The sequence below is a fragment of the Crenobacter caeni genome (assembly GCF_010435965.1).
GTDB lineage: Bacteria > Pseudomonadota > Gammaproteobacteria > Burkholderiales > Chromobacteriaceae > Craterilacuibacter > Craterilacuibacter caeni.
The window spans coordinates 37449-53927 of sequence record NZ_JAAGAA010000007.1; the positions used below are offsets into that span (position 1 = coordinate 37449).

Annotated in this window: 19 protein-coding genes; 11 read left to right on the forward strand and 8 right to left on the reverse strand. The window is 67.5% G+C overall.

The features are described from left to right. On the forward strand, positions 1-441 hold the full coding sequence (locus GZH52_RS09365) for a VOC family protein (protein WP_136551631.1): 441 nt from the start codon (positions 1-3) through the stop codon (positions 439-441). Positions 442-502: 61 nt separating this feature from the next. On the opposite strand, the gene mnmA is transcribed toward GZH52_RS09365, so the two are convergent. Both mnmA and GZH52_RS09375 read right to left on the reverse strand, forming a co-directional pair. Next, on the reverse strand, positions 503-1579 hold the full coding sequence (gene mnmA, locus GZH52_RS09370; RefSeq protein ID WP_136551632.1) for a tRNA 2-thiouridine(34) synthase MnmA: 1077 nt from the start codon (positions 1577-1579) through the stop codon (positions 503-505). Beyond that, positions 1576-2088: a hypothetical protein gene (locus GZH52_RS09375; RefSeq protein ID WP_163316218.1), complete on the reverse strand. Its 513-nt coding sequence runs from the start codon at positions 2086-2088 to the stop codon at positions 1576-1578. Before GZH52_RS09375 ends, mnmA begins: the two co-directional genes overlap by 4 nt. A 137-nt stretch (positions 2089-2225) precedes the next feature. Between GZH52_RS09375 and rfbD the strand changes: the two genes are divergently transcribed. After that, positions 2226-3176, forward strand: a complete 951-nt coding sequence (gene rfbD / locus GZH52_RS09380; protein WP_239058081.1) for a dTDP-4-dehydrorhamnose reductase — start codon at positions 2226-2228, stop codon at positions 3174-3176. A 6-nt stretch (positions 3177-3182) separates the two neighbouring features. Here rfbD and GZH52_RS09385 read toward each other — a convergent pair whose 3' ends face one another. After that, positions 3183-3626 carry an NUDIX hydrolase gene (locus tag GZH52_RS09385; protein WP_163316219.1) on the reverse strand — a complete coding sequence of 148 codons (444 nt, stop codon included), beginning with the start codon at positions 3624-3626 and terminating at the stop codon, positions 3183-3185. 57 nt (positions 3627-3683) lie between these two features. Between GZH52_RS09385 and GZH52_RS09390 the strand changes: the two genes are divergently transcribed. Together GZH52_RS09390 and bfr are read left to right on the forward strand one after the other, a co-directional pair. Next, positions 3684-3872: a bacterioferritin-associated ferredoxin gene (locus GZH52_RS09390; RefSeq protein WP_163316220.1), complete on the forward strand. Its 189-nt coding sequence runs from the start codon at positions 3684-3686 to the stop codon at positions 3870-3872. Positions 3873-3926: 54 nt separating this feature from the next. Then, the gene (gene bfr, locus GZH52_RS09395; protein WP_163316221.1) at positions 3927-4406 is read left to right on the forward strand and encodes a bacterioferritin; all 480 of its coding nucleotides are present in this window, start codon (positions 3927-3929) and stop codon (positions 4404-4406) included. 48 nt (positions 4407-4454) lie between these two features. On the opposite strand, the gene GZH52_RS09400 is transcribed toward bfr, so the two are convergent. After that, entirely contained in the window at positions 4455-6044 is a 1590-nt protein-coding gene (locus tag GZH52_RS09400; protein WP_349290649.1) for a YdgA family protein, read from the reverse strand. A gap of 142 nt (positions 6045-6186) precedes the next feature. Here GZH52_RS09400 and GZH52_RS09405 point away from each other — a divergent pair, with 142 nt between their 5' ends. Beyond that, positions 6187-7353 (forward strand): DesA family fatty acid desaturase, encoded by a 1167-nt coding sequence (locus GZH52_RS09405; RefSeq protein WP_163316222.1) that lies wholly within the window; start codon positions 6187-6189, stop codon positions 7351-7353. 109 nt (positions 7354-7462) lie between these two features. After that, the gene (locus GZH52_RS09410) at positions 7463-7810 is read left to right on the forward strand and encodes a RidA family protein (protein ID WP_163316223.1); all 348 of its coding nucleotides are present in this window, start codon (positions 7463-7465) and stop codon (positions 7808-7810) included. A gap of 65 nt (positions 7811-7875) precedes the next feature. Here the strand turns inward: GZH52_RS09410 and GZH52_RS09415 are convergent, their stop codons facing one another. Then, positions 7876-8187, reverse strand: coding sequence for a high-potential iron-sulfur protein (locus GZH52_RS09415; protein WP_163316224.1), 312 nt, complete (start codon positions 8185-8187; stop codon positions 7876-7878). A 163-nt stretch (positions 8188-8350) separates the two neighbouring features. Continuing rightward, positions 8351-8533: a hypothetical protein gene (locus tag GZH52_RS09420; RefSeq protein ID WP_136551651.1), complete on the reverse strand. Its 183-nt coding sequence runs from the start codon at positions 8531-8533 to the stop codon at positions 8351-8353. A gap of 186 nt (positions 8534-8719) precedes the next feature. Between GZH52_RS09420 and crcB the strand changes: the two genes are divergently transcribed. After that, entirely contained in the window at positions 8720-9103 is a 384-nt protein-coding gene (crcB, locus tag GZH52_RS09425; protein ID WP_163316225.1) for a fluoride efflux transporter CrcB, read from the forward strand. Here crcB and GZH52_RS09430 read toward each other — a convergent pair. Further along, positions 9075-9989: a LysR family transcriptional regulator gene (locus tag GZH52_RS09430; RefSeq protein ID WP_163316226.1), complete on the reverse strand. Its 915-nt coding sequence runs from the start codon at positions 9987-9989 to the stop codon at positions 9075-9077. The two genes, crcB and GZH52_RS09430, sit on opposite strands and share 29 nt — an antisense overlap. Positions 9990-10136: 147 nt before the next feature. Here GZH52_RS09430 and GZH52_RS09435 point away from each other — a divergent pair, with 147 nt between their 5' ends. Continuing rightward, positions 10137-11093 carry a DMT family transporter gene (locus GZH52_RS09435; protein ID WP_239058082.1) on the forward strand — a complete coding sequence of 319 codons (957 nt, stop codon included), beginning with the start codon at positions 10137-10139 and terminating at the stop codon, positions 11091-11093. On the opposite strand, the gene GZH52_RS09440 is transcribed toward GZH52_RS09435, so the two are convergent. Then, positions 11090-11917 (reverse strand): dienelactone hydrolase family protein, encoded by an 828-nt coding sequence (locus tag GZH52_RS09440; RefSeq protein ID WP_163316228.1) that lies wholly within the window; start codon positions 11915-11917, stop codon positions 11090-11092. The two genes, GZH52_RS09435 and GZH52_RS09440, sit on opposite strands and share 4 nt — an antisense overlap. A gap of 138 nt (positions 11918-12055) precedes the next feature. Between GZH52_RS09440 and GZH52_RS09445 the strand changes: the two genes are divergently transcribed. The 3 genes from GZH52_RS09445 to GZH52_RS09455 all read left to right on the forward strand — a co-directional run bounded on the left by GZH52_RS09445 (position 12056) and on the right by GZH52_RS09455 (position 16466). Beyond that, on the forward strand, positions 12056-14413 hold the full coding sequence (locus tag GZH52_RS09445; protein ID WP_163316229.1) for a heavy metal translocating P-type ATPase: 2358 nt from the start codon (positions 12056-12058) through the stop codon (positions 14411-14413). 128 nt (positions 14414-14541) lie between these two features. Next, entirely contained in the window at positions 14542-14976 is a 435-nt protein-coding gene (locus GZH52_RS09450) for a Cd(II)/Pb(II)-responsive transcriptional regulator (RefSeq protein ID WP_163316230.1), read from the forward strand. Between the two features lie 104 nt (positions 14977-15080). Next, a complete protein-coding gene (locus GZH52_RS09455; protein ID WP_163316231.1) occupies positions 15081-16466 on the forward strand; it encodes a cyclic-di-GMP receptor FimW-related protein in 1386 nt (461 codons plus the stop codon). Positions 16467-16479 lie beyond the last annotated feature (13 nt).

The following is a 16479-nucleotide window of genomic DNA, read 5'->3' on the forward strand; positions in this document are numbered from 1 at the left end:
ATGTTGAATCTGGGCAAGATCGACCATATCCACGTCAGGGTGGATAACCTGACGCAAGCGCTGGGCTGGTACCAGCGCGTGCTCGGGCTGGGGCCGGACGCGCGTTTTCGCAAGACCAACGGCACGACCATGCTGGCCAACGCCTCCGGTTCGATTCGCCTCGCGCTTGCCGAGCATGCCGCGCCCGAATGCCCGCCGGGGTCGGTGTCGTTTGTCGTCGGCGGGCAGGACTTCATGGAGTGGCTGGATCAGCTCGCCGGCGAGCGGGTGAAGGACGCCAAGGGCGAGACCATCGCCCGCGACTCGGTCGAGGATCACGGCAGTTACCTGTCGGTCGCCTTCGTCGATCCCTTCGGCAATCCGTACGAGATCGTCAGCTACGACTACACCTGGCTGACCGGCAAGCTCAAGATCGGCAAGGCGCGCAGCATCGCCGGCTGAGCAGGCTGGTCGCGACAAAAAAGGGCAGCCCGAGGGCTGCCCTTTGTCTTGTGTGCTTCTGTCAGAGGATGATGCCGCCGCCCAGACAGATATCGCCGTCGTACAGCACGGCCGACTGGCCGGGGGTCACCGCCCATTGCGGTTCGGCGAAGGTCAGCGTCGCGCGGCCGTCCGCCACCGCGGACAGCGTGCACGGCGCGTCCGGCATCCGGTAGCGGTTCTTCGCGCTGTACGCGCCGGGGGCGGGCGCTGCGTCCAGCGTCCAGCTCAGTTGCGACATCTCGAGCACCGGCTTGAGCAGCAGCGGGTGGTCGTGCCCCTGCACGACGACCAGCCGGTTGGCCGGCAAATCCTTTCCGGCGACGAACCATGGCTCGCCGCTGCCGTCCTTGGCGCCGCCGATGTTCAGGCCCTTGCGCTGGCCGAGCGTGTAGTACATCAGCCCGATATGTTCGCCGACGACCTTGCCCTCGGGGGTGACCATCTCGCCCGGCTGCGTCGGCAGGTAGCGTTGCAGGAACTCGCGGAACGGCCGCTCGCCGATAAAGCAGATGCCGGTCGAGTCCTTCTTCTTGGCGGTCGGCAGTTTCGCTTCCTCGGCCAGGCGGCGCACCTCGCTCTTGCGGATGTCGCCCAGCGGGAAGATCGCGCGCGAGAGCTGCGACTGGGTCAGCCGGTACAGGAAGTAGCTCTGGTCCTTGGTCTCGTCCAGACCCTTCATCAGGTAGTGGACGCCGCCTTGCTCGAGCTTTCTCGCGTAGTGGCCGGTCGCGATGCAGTCGGCGCCGAGCGACATCGCGTAGTCGAGGAAGGCCTTGAACTTGATCTCGGCGTTGCACAACACGTCCGGGTTCGGCGTGCGGCCGGCCGAGTATTCGTCGAGGAAGTACTTGAACACGCGGTCCTTGTACTCGCCGGCGAAGTTGACGATTTCCATGTCGATGCCGACGATGTCGGCGACGCTCAAGGCGTCGAGCGCGTCCTGCTTGATCGAGCAGTACTGGTCGTCGTTGTCGTCTTCCCAGTTCTGCATGAACACGCCGATCACCTCATGCCCCTGCTGCTTGAGCAGCCAGGCGGTGACCGACGAGTCGACGCCGCCGGACATGCCGACGACGATGCGTTTTTTTCCCGTCACGGGGTATAGCCCTTCTTCCACTGTTGATACGGTAAGACCACCGGCTTGTGACCGAAGTCGAAAAACCAGCTGTCGACGATCCACGTCTCGCTGCTTTTGGCGTCGGTCAGGCGGCTCGCGTAGTGCAAATCGACGATCCACGGCGCGCGCCACGCGGGCTTTTCGACGCGGTGGTGACGCAACCAGCCTTGCCCTGCAAGGTAGCGCATGAACGTCGTGTCGTTCTCGCTGTGGTCGACGCAATCCATGCGGCCGTCCGCGCTGCCGTCGCCGAAGTTGCCGCCCTTGTCCGCGCTGATCGGCGCGTGGGCGGCCGCCTCGCGATAGAGCGCCACGATGGCGCCGGCGATCGCGTCGCGTTCGGCCGCCGCGTCGCCGACACCCGAAAAAATTTCGGCGAGCCGCGCGCGGCCCGCCTCGCTCACCTCAAACGACACCTGTTTGCTGCAGCCGTAATGATAACAAAGCCTTAGCGTGTCAGCCCACCCCTGTGCGCTCGCCAGCAGCATGCACGCCGCCGCTGCGAGGTGTACCAGGGGTTGCCGGCACCGGGGTTCGCGTTCATCAGAAGCGGCAGGTATCATTTGCTTCATCCCGATCAAAGAGAGGCGGCGGCCCGCAAGGGGGGCGCCGCGCAGGAGCCTGAATGAACAAGCAGATGCCCACGATACTGGTGACCGGTGCCGGCGGCCAGCTCGGTTTCGAGCTGATGCGCGCGCTTGCGCCGCTGGGGCGCGTCCACGCGCCGGCCCGCGCGCAGTTCGACCTCGAGTCGCCCGAGCGCATGCGTGCGTGGCTGGACAGGGTGCGGCCGGACCTGATCGTCAACGCGGCAGCGTATACGGCGGTCGACCGTGCGCAGACCGAAACCACCCACGCGTGGGCGATCAACGCGGCCGCTCCCGAGGTGCTCGCATGCTGGGCCGGCGAACACGAAGCGGCGATGGTGCAGTTCTCGACCGACTATGTATTCGACGGCCGCGCAGAGCGCCCTTATGTGGAGACGGATACGGCCGGCACGCAGATGGTGTACGGCGCGAGCAAGCTGGCTGGTGAAGAGGCGGTGCTCGCGCATTGCCCGCGCGCGCTGGTGTTGCGCGTCAGCTGGCTCTACAGCGCGTTCGGCAACAACTTCCTGCACACCATCCTGCGCCTTGCGCTCGAGCGGCCCGTGCTCAAGATCGTCGACGACCAGGTCGGCGCGCCGACCTCGACGCAACTGGTCGCCGATACCACGGCGCACCTGTTGCGCACGCTGCTGTCCGCAGGTGATGTCGCGCCGTGGGGTGTCTACCACCTGACCGCCGGCGGCGAGGTGAGCTGGCACGGCTTCGCCAGCCATATCGTGCGTGAACTCGAGTTCGCCGGCGTCAAGCTTGCGTGTACGGCCGGGAATGTGCAGCCCATCCCCAGCTCGGCCTGGCCGACGCCGGCGGTGCGGCCGCTGAACTCGCGGCTGTGTTGCGACAAGCTGACCGGGCAATTCGGGCTGAACCTGCCGCACTGGAGCCACGGGGTCAGCTATGCGCTCGCGCAATTGCAGCGCTCCGGTGCGCTGCGCGTGCGGCGCTGGACGCACGGCCCCCGAGAGGACTGAGCCCGTTCAGGGCAGGGTGTGCAGCAGCGATAGCGAGTAGCGTGCGCCGGCGCGCCAGTCGTCCACGCAGCGCGTCACCAGCGCGCTGCGCAGTCGGTCGGCAGACGCGGCAAGCGCGTCGTAATCCAGCCAGCGTGCGGCGATAATGCCCGAATCCAGGCGCGTGCTGACCGGTGCGTCGCCCACGCTGCCGTAGAAGGCGAAGCGCAGGTAGGTGGTCTTGCCGGGTGCGAGGTAGACACCGACCAGCCCCTCGGGGGTGAACGCGTAGCCGGTCTCCTCTAGCACCTCCCGGCGCACGGCGTCCAGCAGGCTCTCGCCGGCTTCGAGGTGGCCGGCCGGCTGGTTTAGGCGCACGCCGGCGTCGGTGTGTTCCTCGACCAGCAAGAAATGGCCGCCGCGTTCGATGACGGCGGCGACGGTGGTATTCGGGCGGAATCTTTCGCTCATGTCGGCAGGTTTCCTGTCGTCTAAGATGGGCTGACTTTACCGCGAGTCGTGCCTGCCATGTACGTCTGCCTGTGTTACCCCACCACCGAGCGGCAGATCCGCGCCGCGGCGCTCTGTGGCGCCCGCCGCCTGCGCGACATCCGGCCAGTGGCGACCCAGTGCGGCAAATGCGCGCGTTGCGCGCACGCGCTGCTGAGAAAAGCCGCGCGCGAATTGCTGCCTGCGGCAACGCCGCCGTCCTTGTGATCGGCCGATCGCTTGCCATACTGCGGCTCAGGGACGAACCCGCAGGAGCATGCCATGCAAGGCGACCGTAAAGTCATCGATTACCTGAACAAGGTCCTCAAGAACGAGCTGACCGCGATCAACCAGTACTTCCTGCACGCGCGCATGTGCCGCAACTGGGGGCTCGCCCGGCTTGACGCGCACGAGTACCACGAGTCGATCGACGAGATGAAGCACGCCGACCGGCTGATCGAGCGCATCCTGTTCCTCGAGGGGCTGCCCAACCTGCAGGACCTGGGCAAGCTCTATATCGGCGAATCGCCCGAGGAGATCATCGGCTGTGACCTCAGGCTGGAGCGCGAGGCCATCGTGGTGCTGCGCGAGGCGATCGCGTACTGCGAGACGGTCGCCGACTACGTGTCGCGCGGCTTGTTGTCCGACATCCTCGAGGGCGAGGAGGAACACGTCGACTGGTTGGAGACGCAGCAGGAGCTGATCGGCCGGGTCGGGCTGGCCAACTGGCTGCAAAGCCAGATGGGCGGTGTGGCGTCCTGACGGGGTGTGGCCAGAAAGAAACCGGCGCGGGGCGCCGGTTTCTTGTTTTTACAGGGCCGTGCCTTCGGCCGCAGGGGCAGATGCCTCGTCCGGAGCGTCGGCCTGCCAGGGTAGTGCGACCGGTTTCCGGTTGATCTTCAGTTCGCCCTCCTTGAAGTCGAGCGTGGTCGCGACCTGGTTGCCGTCGAGCTTGAGCAGGCCCTGGCGCGCCCACTCCGAGAGCTGGGCGTCGAGCAGGCTGCGCGCCAGCTCGTCGATCTCGGCCATGTCCGGCTGCTCCTCGGCGCTGGCGTCGACGGTGAACAGGTTGCGCGCCTGCGCGACAACCAGGGTCTCCAGCGCCGGCTTGGGCAGCGACACCGAGGCGTCGACGTTGAAGCGGCGGATGAAGGTCAGCGGCGACTTGAGGTCGGCTTCTTTCAACCCCTTGATCGCCAGCGTGCCGGTGAGCGAGCTCATGCCGCTGGGCAGACCGAGCTTGAACTCGTGGACGACCAGCTTGGGGTCGTTTTCCAAGAGCGGTACGCCGTTTTGCAGGATGGTGTCGATATAGCGCTTGCGCAGTTCGGCCGGAGGCAGCTTCTCGAACGGTACCTTGGACAGTGCCTCGTCGAGCTTGACCAGGGTCGGGCCGTGCAGGTGGTTGGCCGACACGTCGAGCTTGAGCGGGCCGTATTTCTGTTCGTCGTAGCGGAAACTGTCGAAGGTCAGCTTGCCGCGCGTGTTGACGAAGTCGTCCTGTTCGCTGGTGACGATCTGGTAGTTCAGCTGTTTCAGTTCGACGCTGGAGGGCTTGAGCTCGCCGGACGGGTTGATGAACTCGCCGACGCGCACGCGGCTGACCAGGTAGATCAGCTCGTTGAGCTTGATGCTGTAGGGGATCGCCTCTTTCCACGCGAAGCGGATGTCGCCGATCGCAAGCTCGCTGCTGCCCAGCCGCACGCCGGTCACGCCGGGGCGAACGTCGGAGGCGTAGCGCACGCCGTTGAAGGTGAAGCTGCCCTTGCTTGCCGCGTCGAGCATGAAGCCCGGCGACAGCGCGTCGACCCGGTATTCCTTGAAGCCCTTGCCGTAGTCGACTTTCAGGTCGAAGCCCTGCCACTTCATTTCGACGCCGGCCAGCGTTTCCTCGTAGTCGAACTTCGGGATGGCGACGTTCAGTTCGCCCCCGCCGCCGAAACCCAGCCGGTTGGTCACGGTGATCGGTTCGGCGTCGCCGAAGAAACGGGCAAGCGTCTTGCGGGTGGCCGCGCTCATGTCGAATTCGGTGCGCACCAGCGCGCGCGCCGGCACGAAGTTGAAGCGGGACAGCCCCGGCAGCGGGCCGTGCTCGATATGGTTGGTGTAGCGCAGCGTGCCCGAGAGCAGGGGCTTGAGGTTGTCCGGCAGCGTCGCGAGGTAGGGGCCGAACAGCTTCTTGTTCAGCTCAAGCTCGGTCGTCTCGGTCGACGAGAACCAGCCGCGCTCGTAACGGTGCGACTTGACGGTAAAGGCCGGCATCGTCGAGAGCAGGCGATACTGCTCGTTCAGCGTCTGCTCGGCCTTGACGCCTGCCCAGTACGAGAAACCGCCGTAAAGCACGGCAAGGGTGGCCACGCCGGCGGCGGCCAGGGTCCAGCGGTGTGCGTTGAGGTTCACTATGGCTCTACCTGTCAATCCAGCGGGTCATCTTACAATAAGGGATTCAAACTGACGACCGTCTCGCGCGCATGGGGCTGGACGCCCGCCATATGACATGTACAATCGAGCAATTGTTCGAAACACGAGGCAACGCTTCAAGATGCAATGGCTTAACGGCTTGGTCGACCTGCCCTGGTGGGGCTATGTCCTGGTGGCACTGGGGCTCACCCATATCACCATCGCTTCGGTGACCATCTTCCTGCACCGGCACCAGGCGCATCGTGCGCTGGACCTGCACCCGATTCCCAGTCACTTTTTCCGCTTCTGGCTGTGGCTGACCACCGGCCAGGTCACCAAGGAGTGGGCGGCGATCCACCGCAAGCACCACGCGCGCTGCGAAACCGCCGAGGACCCGCACAGCCCGCAGGTGCTCGGCATCCGCAAGGTGCTGTGGCAGGGCGCCGAACTGTACCGCGCCGCGTGCAAGGACCGCTCGATCATGGCGAAGTACGGTCACGGCACGCCGGACGACTGGCTCGAGCGCAACGTCTACACCCGCTACAGCGGCAAGGGCATCGTGCTGATGCTCGTGATCGACCTGGTGCTGTTCGGCGCCGCCGGCCTAACCATCTGGGCCGTGCAGATGGTGTGGATCCCGTTCTTCGCCGCCGGCGTGATCAACGGCCTCGGCCACTTCTGGGGCTACCGCAACTTCGAGAACGAGGACGCGTCGACCAACCTGGTGCCGTGGGGCATCCTGATCGGCGGCGAGGAGCTGCACAACAACCACCACACCTTCGGTACCTCGGCCAAGCTGTCGTACAAGTGGTTCGAGTTCGACATCGGCTGGATGTACATCCGCATCATGGAAATGCTGGGCCTCGCCCGCGTGCGCAAGGTCGCGCCGCGCCTGATCGTCGACGGTGCGAGCAATGTGGTCACGCCGGACAGCCTGCAGGCGGTGATCGCCAATCGCTACGCGATCGCGGCGGGCTACGCGCGCGAACTGAAGGCCGTCTACCGGGCGGAGCTCACAAGGCTGGGCCATTCTTCGCTCGCCGCGCAGATGAAGGTGTGGTTGAAGCAGGAAGCTAAGGACACGCCGGAGCCCGAGCGCGCAGAACTTGCGCGCCTGCTCGAGCAGAGCGAGCTGTTGGCCAAGGTGTACGCGATGCGCCAGGAGCTGTCGCGGCTGTGGGAGCGCTCGAGCCTGACCCGCGACCAGCTGCTCGCCGAGATGCACGACTGGTGCGTGCGCGCCGAGGCGAGCGGCATCGAGTCGCTGCAGTCGTTCAGCCGCAAGCTGCGTGGTGCGGCACTGGCCTGACCGGCCTGCGCCTCTGCATTGCCGACGACGGCCCCGTACGGGGCCGTTTTGGCGTCCGGCGGGGCCGCGTTACAATCTGCCGTCATCACTCAGCATACAAGGACGCACCATGTCGCTTTACCGTCACAAGGTGGGCAGCCGCCTCGCCGAAGCCGTCGTCAGCAACGGCCTGATCTTCATGGCCGGGCAGGTGCCGGAAAATACCGACGCCGACGCGCGTGCGCAGACCGAAGACGTGCTCGCGCAGATCGACGCACTGCTCGCCGAACTGGGTTCGGGCAAGGATAAGCTCATCGACGCGACGATTTATCTTGCGGATCTGGCCGACTACGACGCGATGAACGCAGCGTGGGACGCCTGGGTGGTGCCCGGGCAGACCCCGGCGCGCGCGACGGTTCAGGCGCGTCTGGCCAACCCGGCGTGGAAGGTCGAAATCAAGGTGGTCGCCGAGCGCTGAACGGCGCGAGCTGAAACAAAAACGGACCGCATGGCGCGGTCCGTTTTTTTTGGGAGCAAGGCAGATCAGGCCTTTTTCGCCCACACATTGCACCAACCCTTGCCGGAGACCAGCTTGCCGCCGAGCATCGGGCACGGCGCGGACGCGTCGGTCGGCTTGCCCTGGTAGAACTGGCAGTTGCTGCAGGTCTGGCCAGCCGCGTACTTCGGGTACTTCGCCTTGTCGACCTTCTTGGCGTCGGTGACGTAACCGAGTGCCTTCGCCTGCGGGTCGGCTTCGGTCGCGGTCGCCGGAGCGGCCAGCGCCTTGTTGCCGAGGACGGCGAGGGCGCCGGCTGCGGGGAGGACTTTCATCAGGAAGGTTCTGCGGCTGGTCATGCGTCGTACTCCTTGCGGTTGCGTGCTTTGTAATGGGTTTGCCCGCGGGCTTGTTCGACATGCTTTATGCGCCCGCGTCCGACGGCTGCGTGCGCAGCCGGCCTGATGCTTATTTTATGCGATTGGGAAGTGGTGGCCTTGACGTGGGTCAAGCCTGCCGCGTTCAGTCGCGCTGGGGGCGCAGCCCCATCTCGATGTCCCAGCGGCGGGACTCGATCTCGCGGCGCGCGTCGTTGCGCAGCTTGTCCTGGGGGTTGGGGCGGTTGGGGCCGCCGACGGTGCGGTTGCGGATCGCGTGGACGGCATGGATGCGGTCGCGCTCGAAAAGGTACATGCTTCGGCTCATGGTCGCTTCTCCGGCAGGGTGTTGCAACGCAAGACTGAAAATATCATGAATTTTCTTGCAAAAACATGATGTTTGTCAGACATGGGTGCGCAAAGTTCCCACCGTGGCCCTCAAGCAACAGTCGCCATTTGTCCGCTCGCCGTGCCGGCGCGGTAGACTGGGCAGTTTCTTGACGCAGGAGGGAATATGCAGCAGATCCTCGCCATATGCGCGGGCGCGAGCCTGGGCGCCCTGTCGCGCTGGGGCTTGTCCGAGCTTCTGAACCGCCACTTCCCGCTCTTGCCGCCGGGCACGCTGGTCGCCAACCTGCTGGGGGCCTACCTGATCGGCGTCGCCATTGCGCTGTTTGCGCACAGCGAACTCTCGCCCGCGTGGCGGCTGTTCGCGATCACCGGTTTTCTCGGCGCGCTGACGACCTTTTCCTCGTTCTCGGCCGAGGTGGTCGGCCTGCTGCAGCAGGGGCGGCTGCTTTGGGCCATGCTGACTGCCGGCACTCACCTGTTCGGTTCGCTCGCGATGACCGCGCTGGGGCTGGCCAGCTTCAGCGTGCTGCGCCGTCTGTTCGCCTGACTTCCGATGTGCCCAGCAAGGTGGCGAGCAGGCGGCGCGCCGGCGTGCCCAGTACCTCTTCCTTAAAGCAGAGTTTCAGCTCGCGCTCGGCCCACGGGTCGGTCAGTGCGATGGCGGCAAGGCCGTGCGTCGGCGCGAGCTGGCACGCGCTGCGTTCGGGCAGAATGCCGACGCCGGCGCCGCTGCCGACGATGGCCGCCAGCGACGCGAAGCCCGGCGTGCGCACCCGGATGCGCAGGCTGTGTCCCTTCAGTTGCGCCATCCCCTCGATGAAGCGCTGCATCGCGATGGCGGGTGTCAGCCCGACGAAGGGCTCGTCGAGCAGTTCGGTGAACGCGACCGTGTCGCGGCGCGAGAACGGGTGGCCCGCCGCGCAGACCAGCACCAGGCGGTCGCGCGCGAACGGCAGCAGTGTCAGCCGTTCGACGCCCAGGCTGCCGTCGATCACGCCGATGTCGATCTCGTCGTGTTCGATCAAGGGGACGATCTGCCGGCTGGGGCGCTCGGTCAGCCGCACGTCGACGTCCGGTTCGCTGGCGAGGAAGGCGCCCAGCCGTTCGGGCAGGAACACGCTGGTCGCCATCGTGTTGCCGCAGACGCGGATCTCGCGGCGCATGCCACTGCTGAGCCTGCCCATCTCGTCGTTCAGCGCCTCGGTGCCGCGGATCAGCCCCTTCGCGTGCAGCCGCAGCGTCTCGCCGGCCTCGGTCAGGGTGACGCCGCGCGAGTGGCGTTCGACCAGCGGCACGCCGTACAGCTGTTCGAGCTTCTTCAGGCGCTGGCTTGCCGCCGACAGCGCCATCGGGTAGCGCTCGGCGGCGACGGTCAGGTTGCCGGCCTCGGCGAGCAGCAGGAAGAATTTCAGGTCGACAAAGTCCAGTCTCATCGCTCAGCCTTCTGTTTTGGTGAAGGCTTGCTCTGCCAATCAAGCAAATGAAGCCCGCCTTTGGCTTGCATAATCCCCGCTCCATTCATTGCAGTCAAAGGCTGTCGCATGTCGGTTTACGCGCTGGGGAGTTGGCGAGCCGCCTTCTTGAATCACAAAGGGGTGGCGCTGGCCGTGCTGTCGGCCGCCGGCTTTTCGGCGAAGGCAATCTTCGTGAAGCTGGGCTTCCGCTACGGTGCGAGCGCCGAGGCATTGCTCGCGCTGCGCATGCTGTTCGCGCTGCCGTTTTTCGCCGCCATGCTGTGGCTGTGCATGCGCGAGGGGGCTTTGCGGCGGATCGGCCGGCGCGACTGGCAACTTGTCGTGCTGCTCGGCCTCTGTGGCTACTACCTGTCCAGCCTGTTCGACTTCATCGGTCTGCGCTATATCTCGTCGGCGCTCGAGCGGCTGACCCTGTTCCTCTATCCGACGCTGGTGCTGCTGCTGTCGGTGATCTTCCTCGGCAAGCGCTATTCGGTGTGCGTGTGGCTGGCGGTCGCGCTGGCGTACCTGGGCGCGGGGCTCGCGCTGAGCCACGACCTTTCCGACGCGGCGCTGGGCGCCGACGTGTGGGTCGGCGTCGGCTGGGTGTCGCTGAGCATGCTCTGCTACGCCGTTTATGTGGCCGGTTCCGGCGAAGTGGTCGGGCGGGTCGGCGCGACGCCCTTCTCGGCGCTGGCAACGCTCATTGCCTGCTTCGCGGTGCTCGCGCACTTCATGGTCACCCAGCCACTTTCCGCATTGGTGCTGCCGGGCGAGGTCTACCTGATCACGCTCGCGATGGCGCTGTTCTCGACGGTCTTCCCGGTGTGGGCGCTGACGCAGGCGATCCGCCTGCTCGGTGCCGGACGTGCCGCGTCGATCAGCACGCTGGGGCCGGTGCTGACCTTGTCCATGGGCTGGACGGTGCTCGGCGAGTCGTTCTCGTGGACGCAGATCGCCGGTGCCGCGCTGGTGATCGCCGGGGTGGTGCTGGTGTCGCGCTCGCGCAAGGCGGAAGAGGCGGCCGGCCCCGACGAGGTGCGCTGCCCGATCAGCCCCAGGCTCGCGCCGGGCCGCTCCTAGCCGCCGACGCCCATCTGCTGCAGCCATTGCAGCGTGCGTGCCCACGCGTCGCGGGCGACGTCCGGCTGGTAGCTTGCGCGGTAGTCGGCGTGAAAGGCGTGCCCGGCGTCCGGGTAGACGACGATCTGGCCGGACGCGGACAGCCGCCTGCGCATCGCGTCGACGTCGGCCTGCGGGATGCCTTCGTCCTTGCCGCCGTACAGGCCGAGTACCGGCACCTTGAGTTCCCCCGCCACGTCGAGCGGCTGCTGCGGGGTGAGTGCGTCGTGCTTGCCGGCGAGCCGGCCATAGAAGGCGACGCCCGCCTTTAGGTTTGGGCGCGCCGCCGCGTACAGCCAGACGATGCGCCCGCCCCAGCAAAAGCCCACCACCCCGGCACGCGCGCTGTCGCCGCCATGCCGTCCCGCCCACGCCAGCGTCGCGTCGAGGTCATCCATCACCTGACGGTCGGGCACTTTTGCGACGATGTCCGCGAGGATGGCTTGCACGTCGGCTTTGCCGCGCGGGTCGCCCTGGCGCACGAAGAGTTCGGGGGCGAGCGCAAAATAGCCCTGGTGCGCCAGGCGGCGGCAGACGTCGCGGATATGCTCGTGCACGCCGAAGATCTCCTGCACGACCAGCACCACCGGCAACTTGCCGACGGCTGCCGCCGGACGCGCCCAGTACACCGGCAGGTGCTGGCCGTCTGCGGTGTCGACGAGGGCGTCGCCCTGTGCCAGCCCGGTGTCGGGGGTACGGGTGGGCGCGGCGGCCAAGGGGCCGGCCGCCAGCGCGTACGCTGTGGTGGCGAGGCAGGCCAGAAAAGTGCGGCGGGGCAGCGGCATGGCAGTCTCCTTTTGACGGGCTTGGTACTTCAGGCTACGCGCTGACGCCGTGTTGTCACCCCTGCGCCGTTGCCCGCGAGGCGGGGCGGCGACTATATTGGCCGCCTCAATAATGCCCGCCTGTGCCATCCTGTCCAGATGACTGCCCGGAAACTGATTTTGCCGATCGACGGCATGAGCTGCGCCGCGTGCGCGACCCGCATCGAAAAGGTGCTGAACAAGCTGCCCGGCGTCGCGGCCAGCGTGAGCTTTGCCAGCGAGAGCGCCGAGCTCTCGCTGCAGGAGGGCGGCGCCACGCCCGCCGATGCGGTGGCGGCGATCGGCAAGGCGGGTTTTTCGGTGCCGATGGCGCACGCCGAGCTTGCGCTGGAAGGCATGAGCTGCGCGGCGTGCGCGACGCGCATCGAGAAGGTGCTGAACAAGCTGCCCGGCGTCACGGCCAGCGTCAACTTTGCCAGCGAGCGCGCAAACCTTAGTTTTCCCGAGGGCAGTTACTCGCCGGCCGCGCTGCTGTCCGCCGTGCAGAAGGCGGGTTTCGGCGCGCGCGTGGTGCAGGGGGAGGCCGACGACGAGGCGGCCGCCCGCCGCCACGCCGAGCACTACCGGCACGAGCTGCGCGTGTTTGTGGTGTCGGCGCTGCTGACCTTGCCCTTCCTGCTGGAAATGATCGCGATGCTGTTCGGCGTGCACGCGCTGATGTTGCCGCGCACGCTGCAACTGGTGCTCTCGGCGCCGGTGCAGTTCTGGGTCGGCACGCGCTTTTACAAGGGCGCCTATTCGGCGCTCAGGGGCGGCGGCGCCAACATGGACGTGCTGGTCGCGCTGGGCACCAGCATGGCGTGGGGTTTCTCGGCGTGGGTGACGCTCGCCGGGCTGGATGGCCAGCATGTGTACTTCGAGGCGTCGGCCGCGGTGATTACGCTGGTGCTGTTGGGTAAATTGATGGAGGCGCGCGCCAAGGGCAAGGCCGGCAGCGCGATCGAGGCGCTGGTCAGGCTCGCGCCCAAGGTGGCGCGCGTCGAGCGGGACGGGCAATTGCTCGAGGTCCCCGTCGGCGAGCTGGTGTTGGGCGACGTCGTCGTGGTGCGCAACGGCGAGTCGGTGCCGGTCGACGGCGAGGTGGTCGACGGCGAGGGCGCGTTCGACGAGAGCCTGATGACCGGCGAGAGCCTGCCGGTCGCCCGCAGGGTCGGCTCGCGGGTGGTCGCCGGCAGCCGCGCGGTGGCCGGCAGCGTGCGTTTGCGTGCCAGCGGTGTCGGCAACCGCACCCAGTTGGCGCAGATCGTCCGCCTGGTGCGCGAGGCGCAGGGCTCGAAGGCACCGATCCAGCGGCTGGCCGACGTGATCTCCGGCATGTTCGTGCCGGTGGTCGTCGTCATCGCGCTGGTGACCTTTGCCGCGACCGGCTGGTGGCTGGGCGACTGGACGGTCGCGCTGGTGCACGCAGTCGCCGTGCTGGTGATCGCCTGCCCGTGTGCGCTGGGGCTGGCGACGCCGACGGCGGTGATGGTCGGCATCGGTAACGGCGCGCGCCGCGGCATCCTGTTTCGCAACGCGGCGGCGTTGGAGACGGCCGGGCGGTTGCAGGCGGTGGTACTCGACAAGACCGGCACGCTGACCGAGGGCAAGCCGACGCTGGACGCGATGCTGGTGCTGGAGCAGGACGAAGACCGGCTGCTCGCCGCCGTCGCCGCGGTCGAGGCGGGCAGCGAACACCCGTTGTCGCGCGCGCTGATCGGCGCGGCTGCCGCGCGCAAGCTTCCCTTGCCTGTGGTGAGCGGGTTTGCCGCGCACGCCGGCGCCGGTGTCGAGGCCGACGTCGCCGGGCTTGGCCGGTTGGCCGTCGGCGATCCGCGCTGGCTGGGGATCGATTTGCCCGACGCCGCGCGCGCGTGGCGCGACGAGGGCAAGACGGTGGTCGCGGCGTGCGTCGACGGCGCGCCGGCCGGCTTCTTCGCGATCGCCGACCGGCTCAAGCCGGGTTCCGCCCGCGCGGTCGGGCGCCTGCGCGAGATGGGCATCCGCGTGCTGATGCTCACCGGGGACAACCGCGCGACCGCCGCCGCGATCGCGCGCGAGGCGGGCATAGACGAATTCGAGGGCGAGGTGAAGCCGCGCGGCAAGGCCGACATGGTCGCGCGCCTGAAGGCCGAGGGCTTGAAGGTCGGCATGGTCGGCGACGGTGTCAACGACGCGCCGGCACTGGCGCTCTCTGACGCCAGCTTCGCGATGGGGGCGGGGTCGGACGTCGCGATCGAGGCGGCCGACGTGACGCTGATGCACGACGACCTCGAGCATCTGGTCGATGCCATCGCGCTGTCGCGCGCGACGCTCTCCAAGATCCGCCAGAACCTGTTCTTCGCCTTCATCTACAACACGCTGGGCATCCCGCTGGCGGCGCTGGGCTACCTGAGCCCGGTGATCGCCGGCGCGGCGATGGCGTTCAGTTCGGTGTCGGTGGTCAGTAACTCGTTGCTGCTGCGCCGCTGGCGCTGAGTGTGCGTTTTTTGAGCAACGGCCGGCAGGCCGCGCGGCGATTGGCCGGGGGCGGTCTGTCCACAGCTTCTCCCCAGCCTTGTCCGCGCAGACTGTGGATGGGGGAGAAAGACAGGAGGGGGCGGAGGATGAAAATCGGCGAACTTGCGGCGAGCGCCGGCGCCACGGTGGAAACCATCCGCTACTACGAGAAGGCCGGCCTGTTGCCGGGTGCCGTGCGCGACGCCAGCAACTACCGCGTGTACGGCGACGCGCACCTGGCGCGGCTGCGCCTGATCCGCAACTGCCGTCTGCTTGACATGAGCCATGACGAGATCCGCACCCTGCTCGCGCTGGTCGATACGCCGGGGCAGGCCTGCGACGAGGTGAACGCGCTGGTCGACGCGCATATCGGCCACCTTGACGCGCGCATCGCTGCGCTGTCGTCGCTGCGCGATACCCTGGGCGCGCTGCGGGCGCGCTGCGCCGGCGGAAGCGAGGCCTGCTTGATTGTCGACGGCCTCAGTGACGCGCCGCTTGCCGCGCAGCCGGTGACGGACGGCTGCCATCACAGTGCTAAGTAATAAAAAGCCGCATCGAATCGATATATTTACCTGATGAAATCTGCGAACATCAGGACGTCGACATTATCTGGGCCGCGACCATGTCCGCCGCGGCGTGTCTTGCCATGACAGCAACTTCCCTTGCGCGCCCGCCGGCGTCGCTTCCCTCTCTTGCCGAGCTCGAACGCCACCAGCAGGCACTGCGCCGGCTTGCTGCCGACGACGCGCGTCTGGCCGCGGAAGGCATGGCTGCGTTGGCAGCGTGCGAGGCGTGCGTCGCCGGTGGGCGGCGGGTCGCGGACGCGGTGCGCGGGCAGGCGCAGGGGCTTGCGGAGCAGTTGTTCGGCCTGTGGCATGTACAGGCGCTCGCGGCGCTTGGCCGTCGCGGCTGGCTCTCGGGCGGGCGCGACGACGTGGAACCCGTGGTGCTCGCCTTGCGTGCGGCCGACCTGGTACAGCGGCTGGCCGCCTGCCGTTACGTGGTGGTGCCGCCTGGCTTGTGGCGCAACGTGCATGCGCTGTTCGCGCAGGTGCTCGAGCGCGGCTGGCAGGGCAAGCGCGGCCGCGCCGACGCGCTGACGCCGGCGCTGTGTTACGCGCGCCTGTCGCTGCTGGGTTTGACCGCGTGCGGCAGCCTGGAGCCGGCCAAACTCGCCACCCTGTTTGCGTGGGTGGACGCGCAGGCCGCGGCTGTCGCGTTCGCGACCGAAGGCGAATACCGGCGCTCGGGCGGCTTTGTCGCCAATCTGGCGTCGGACGCGCCGCCCCGTTTTTACGATGCGGCCGAGCCTGTCCCGGCGAACGCGCTCGGGCTCGACCTCACCGGTGCGCTCGCGGCCGTCGCCGCACGGCTCAACGACAACGCCGACGCGCTGCCGGTGGCCGAACTGCAATTGCTGCTGCGCCTGCGCAGCGAGTGGGGCGGGCAGGCCAGGCGTCGTCACCTGCGTTACCGGCGTTTGCAGCGGCATACGCTGACCGTGCACCCGGGCTTTACGGTCGGCTGGTGCTTGCTGGGCGGGGACGAGCTGGCGGCCGGTTTTGAGGCCGATACCGGCGCCGACCCGCTGCGCTGGCAGATCGTCGATTTGAGCCTGTCCGGCCTGCAGCTCGAAGGCGGCGACGCCGGGGTCGAGGCGGGATCCGTGCTGTTGTTGGGGAGCCAGGGCGGGCGCCTGCGCTGCGCGCTGGTGCGCCGCGTGCGCCGGCAGGCGGACGGCTCGGCGCTGTACGGGGTCGAGTACCTGGGCAAGCGTGCCGGCGCCGGCCTGATCCGTGTCGTGCATTCGCTGGGCAGCCAGGAGGCGTGGCAGCCGGTGATGATCCTGCAGGGGGACGGCCTGCGCGGCAGCGGCAACATGCTGCTGGTCGAGGGGCGGCCGTTCCAGGCGATGCGCACCTTCTCGCTGACCGACAGCGCCGGTCGCAAGACCATCCAGGCGACGCGGCTGCGCAGCCAGACCACCCGCTACCAGCTGTTCGATTACAAGATCGTCGCCATCGAATCCTGAGCCTTGGCCGCTT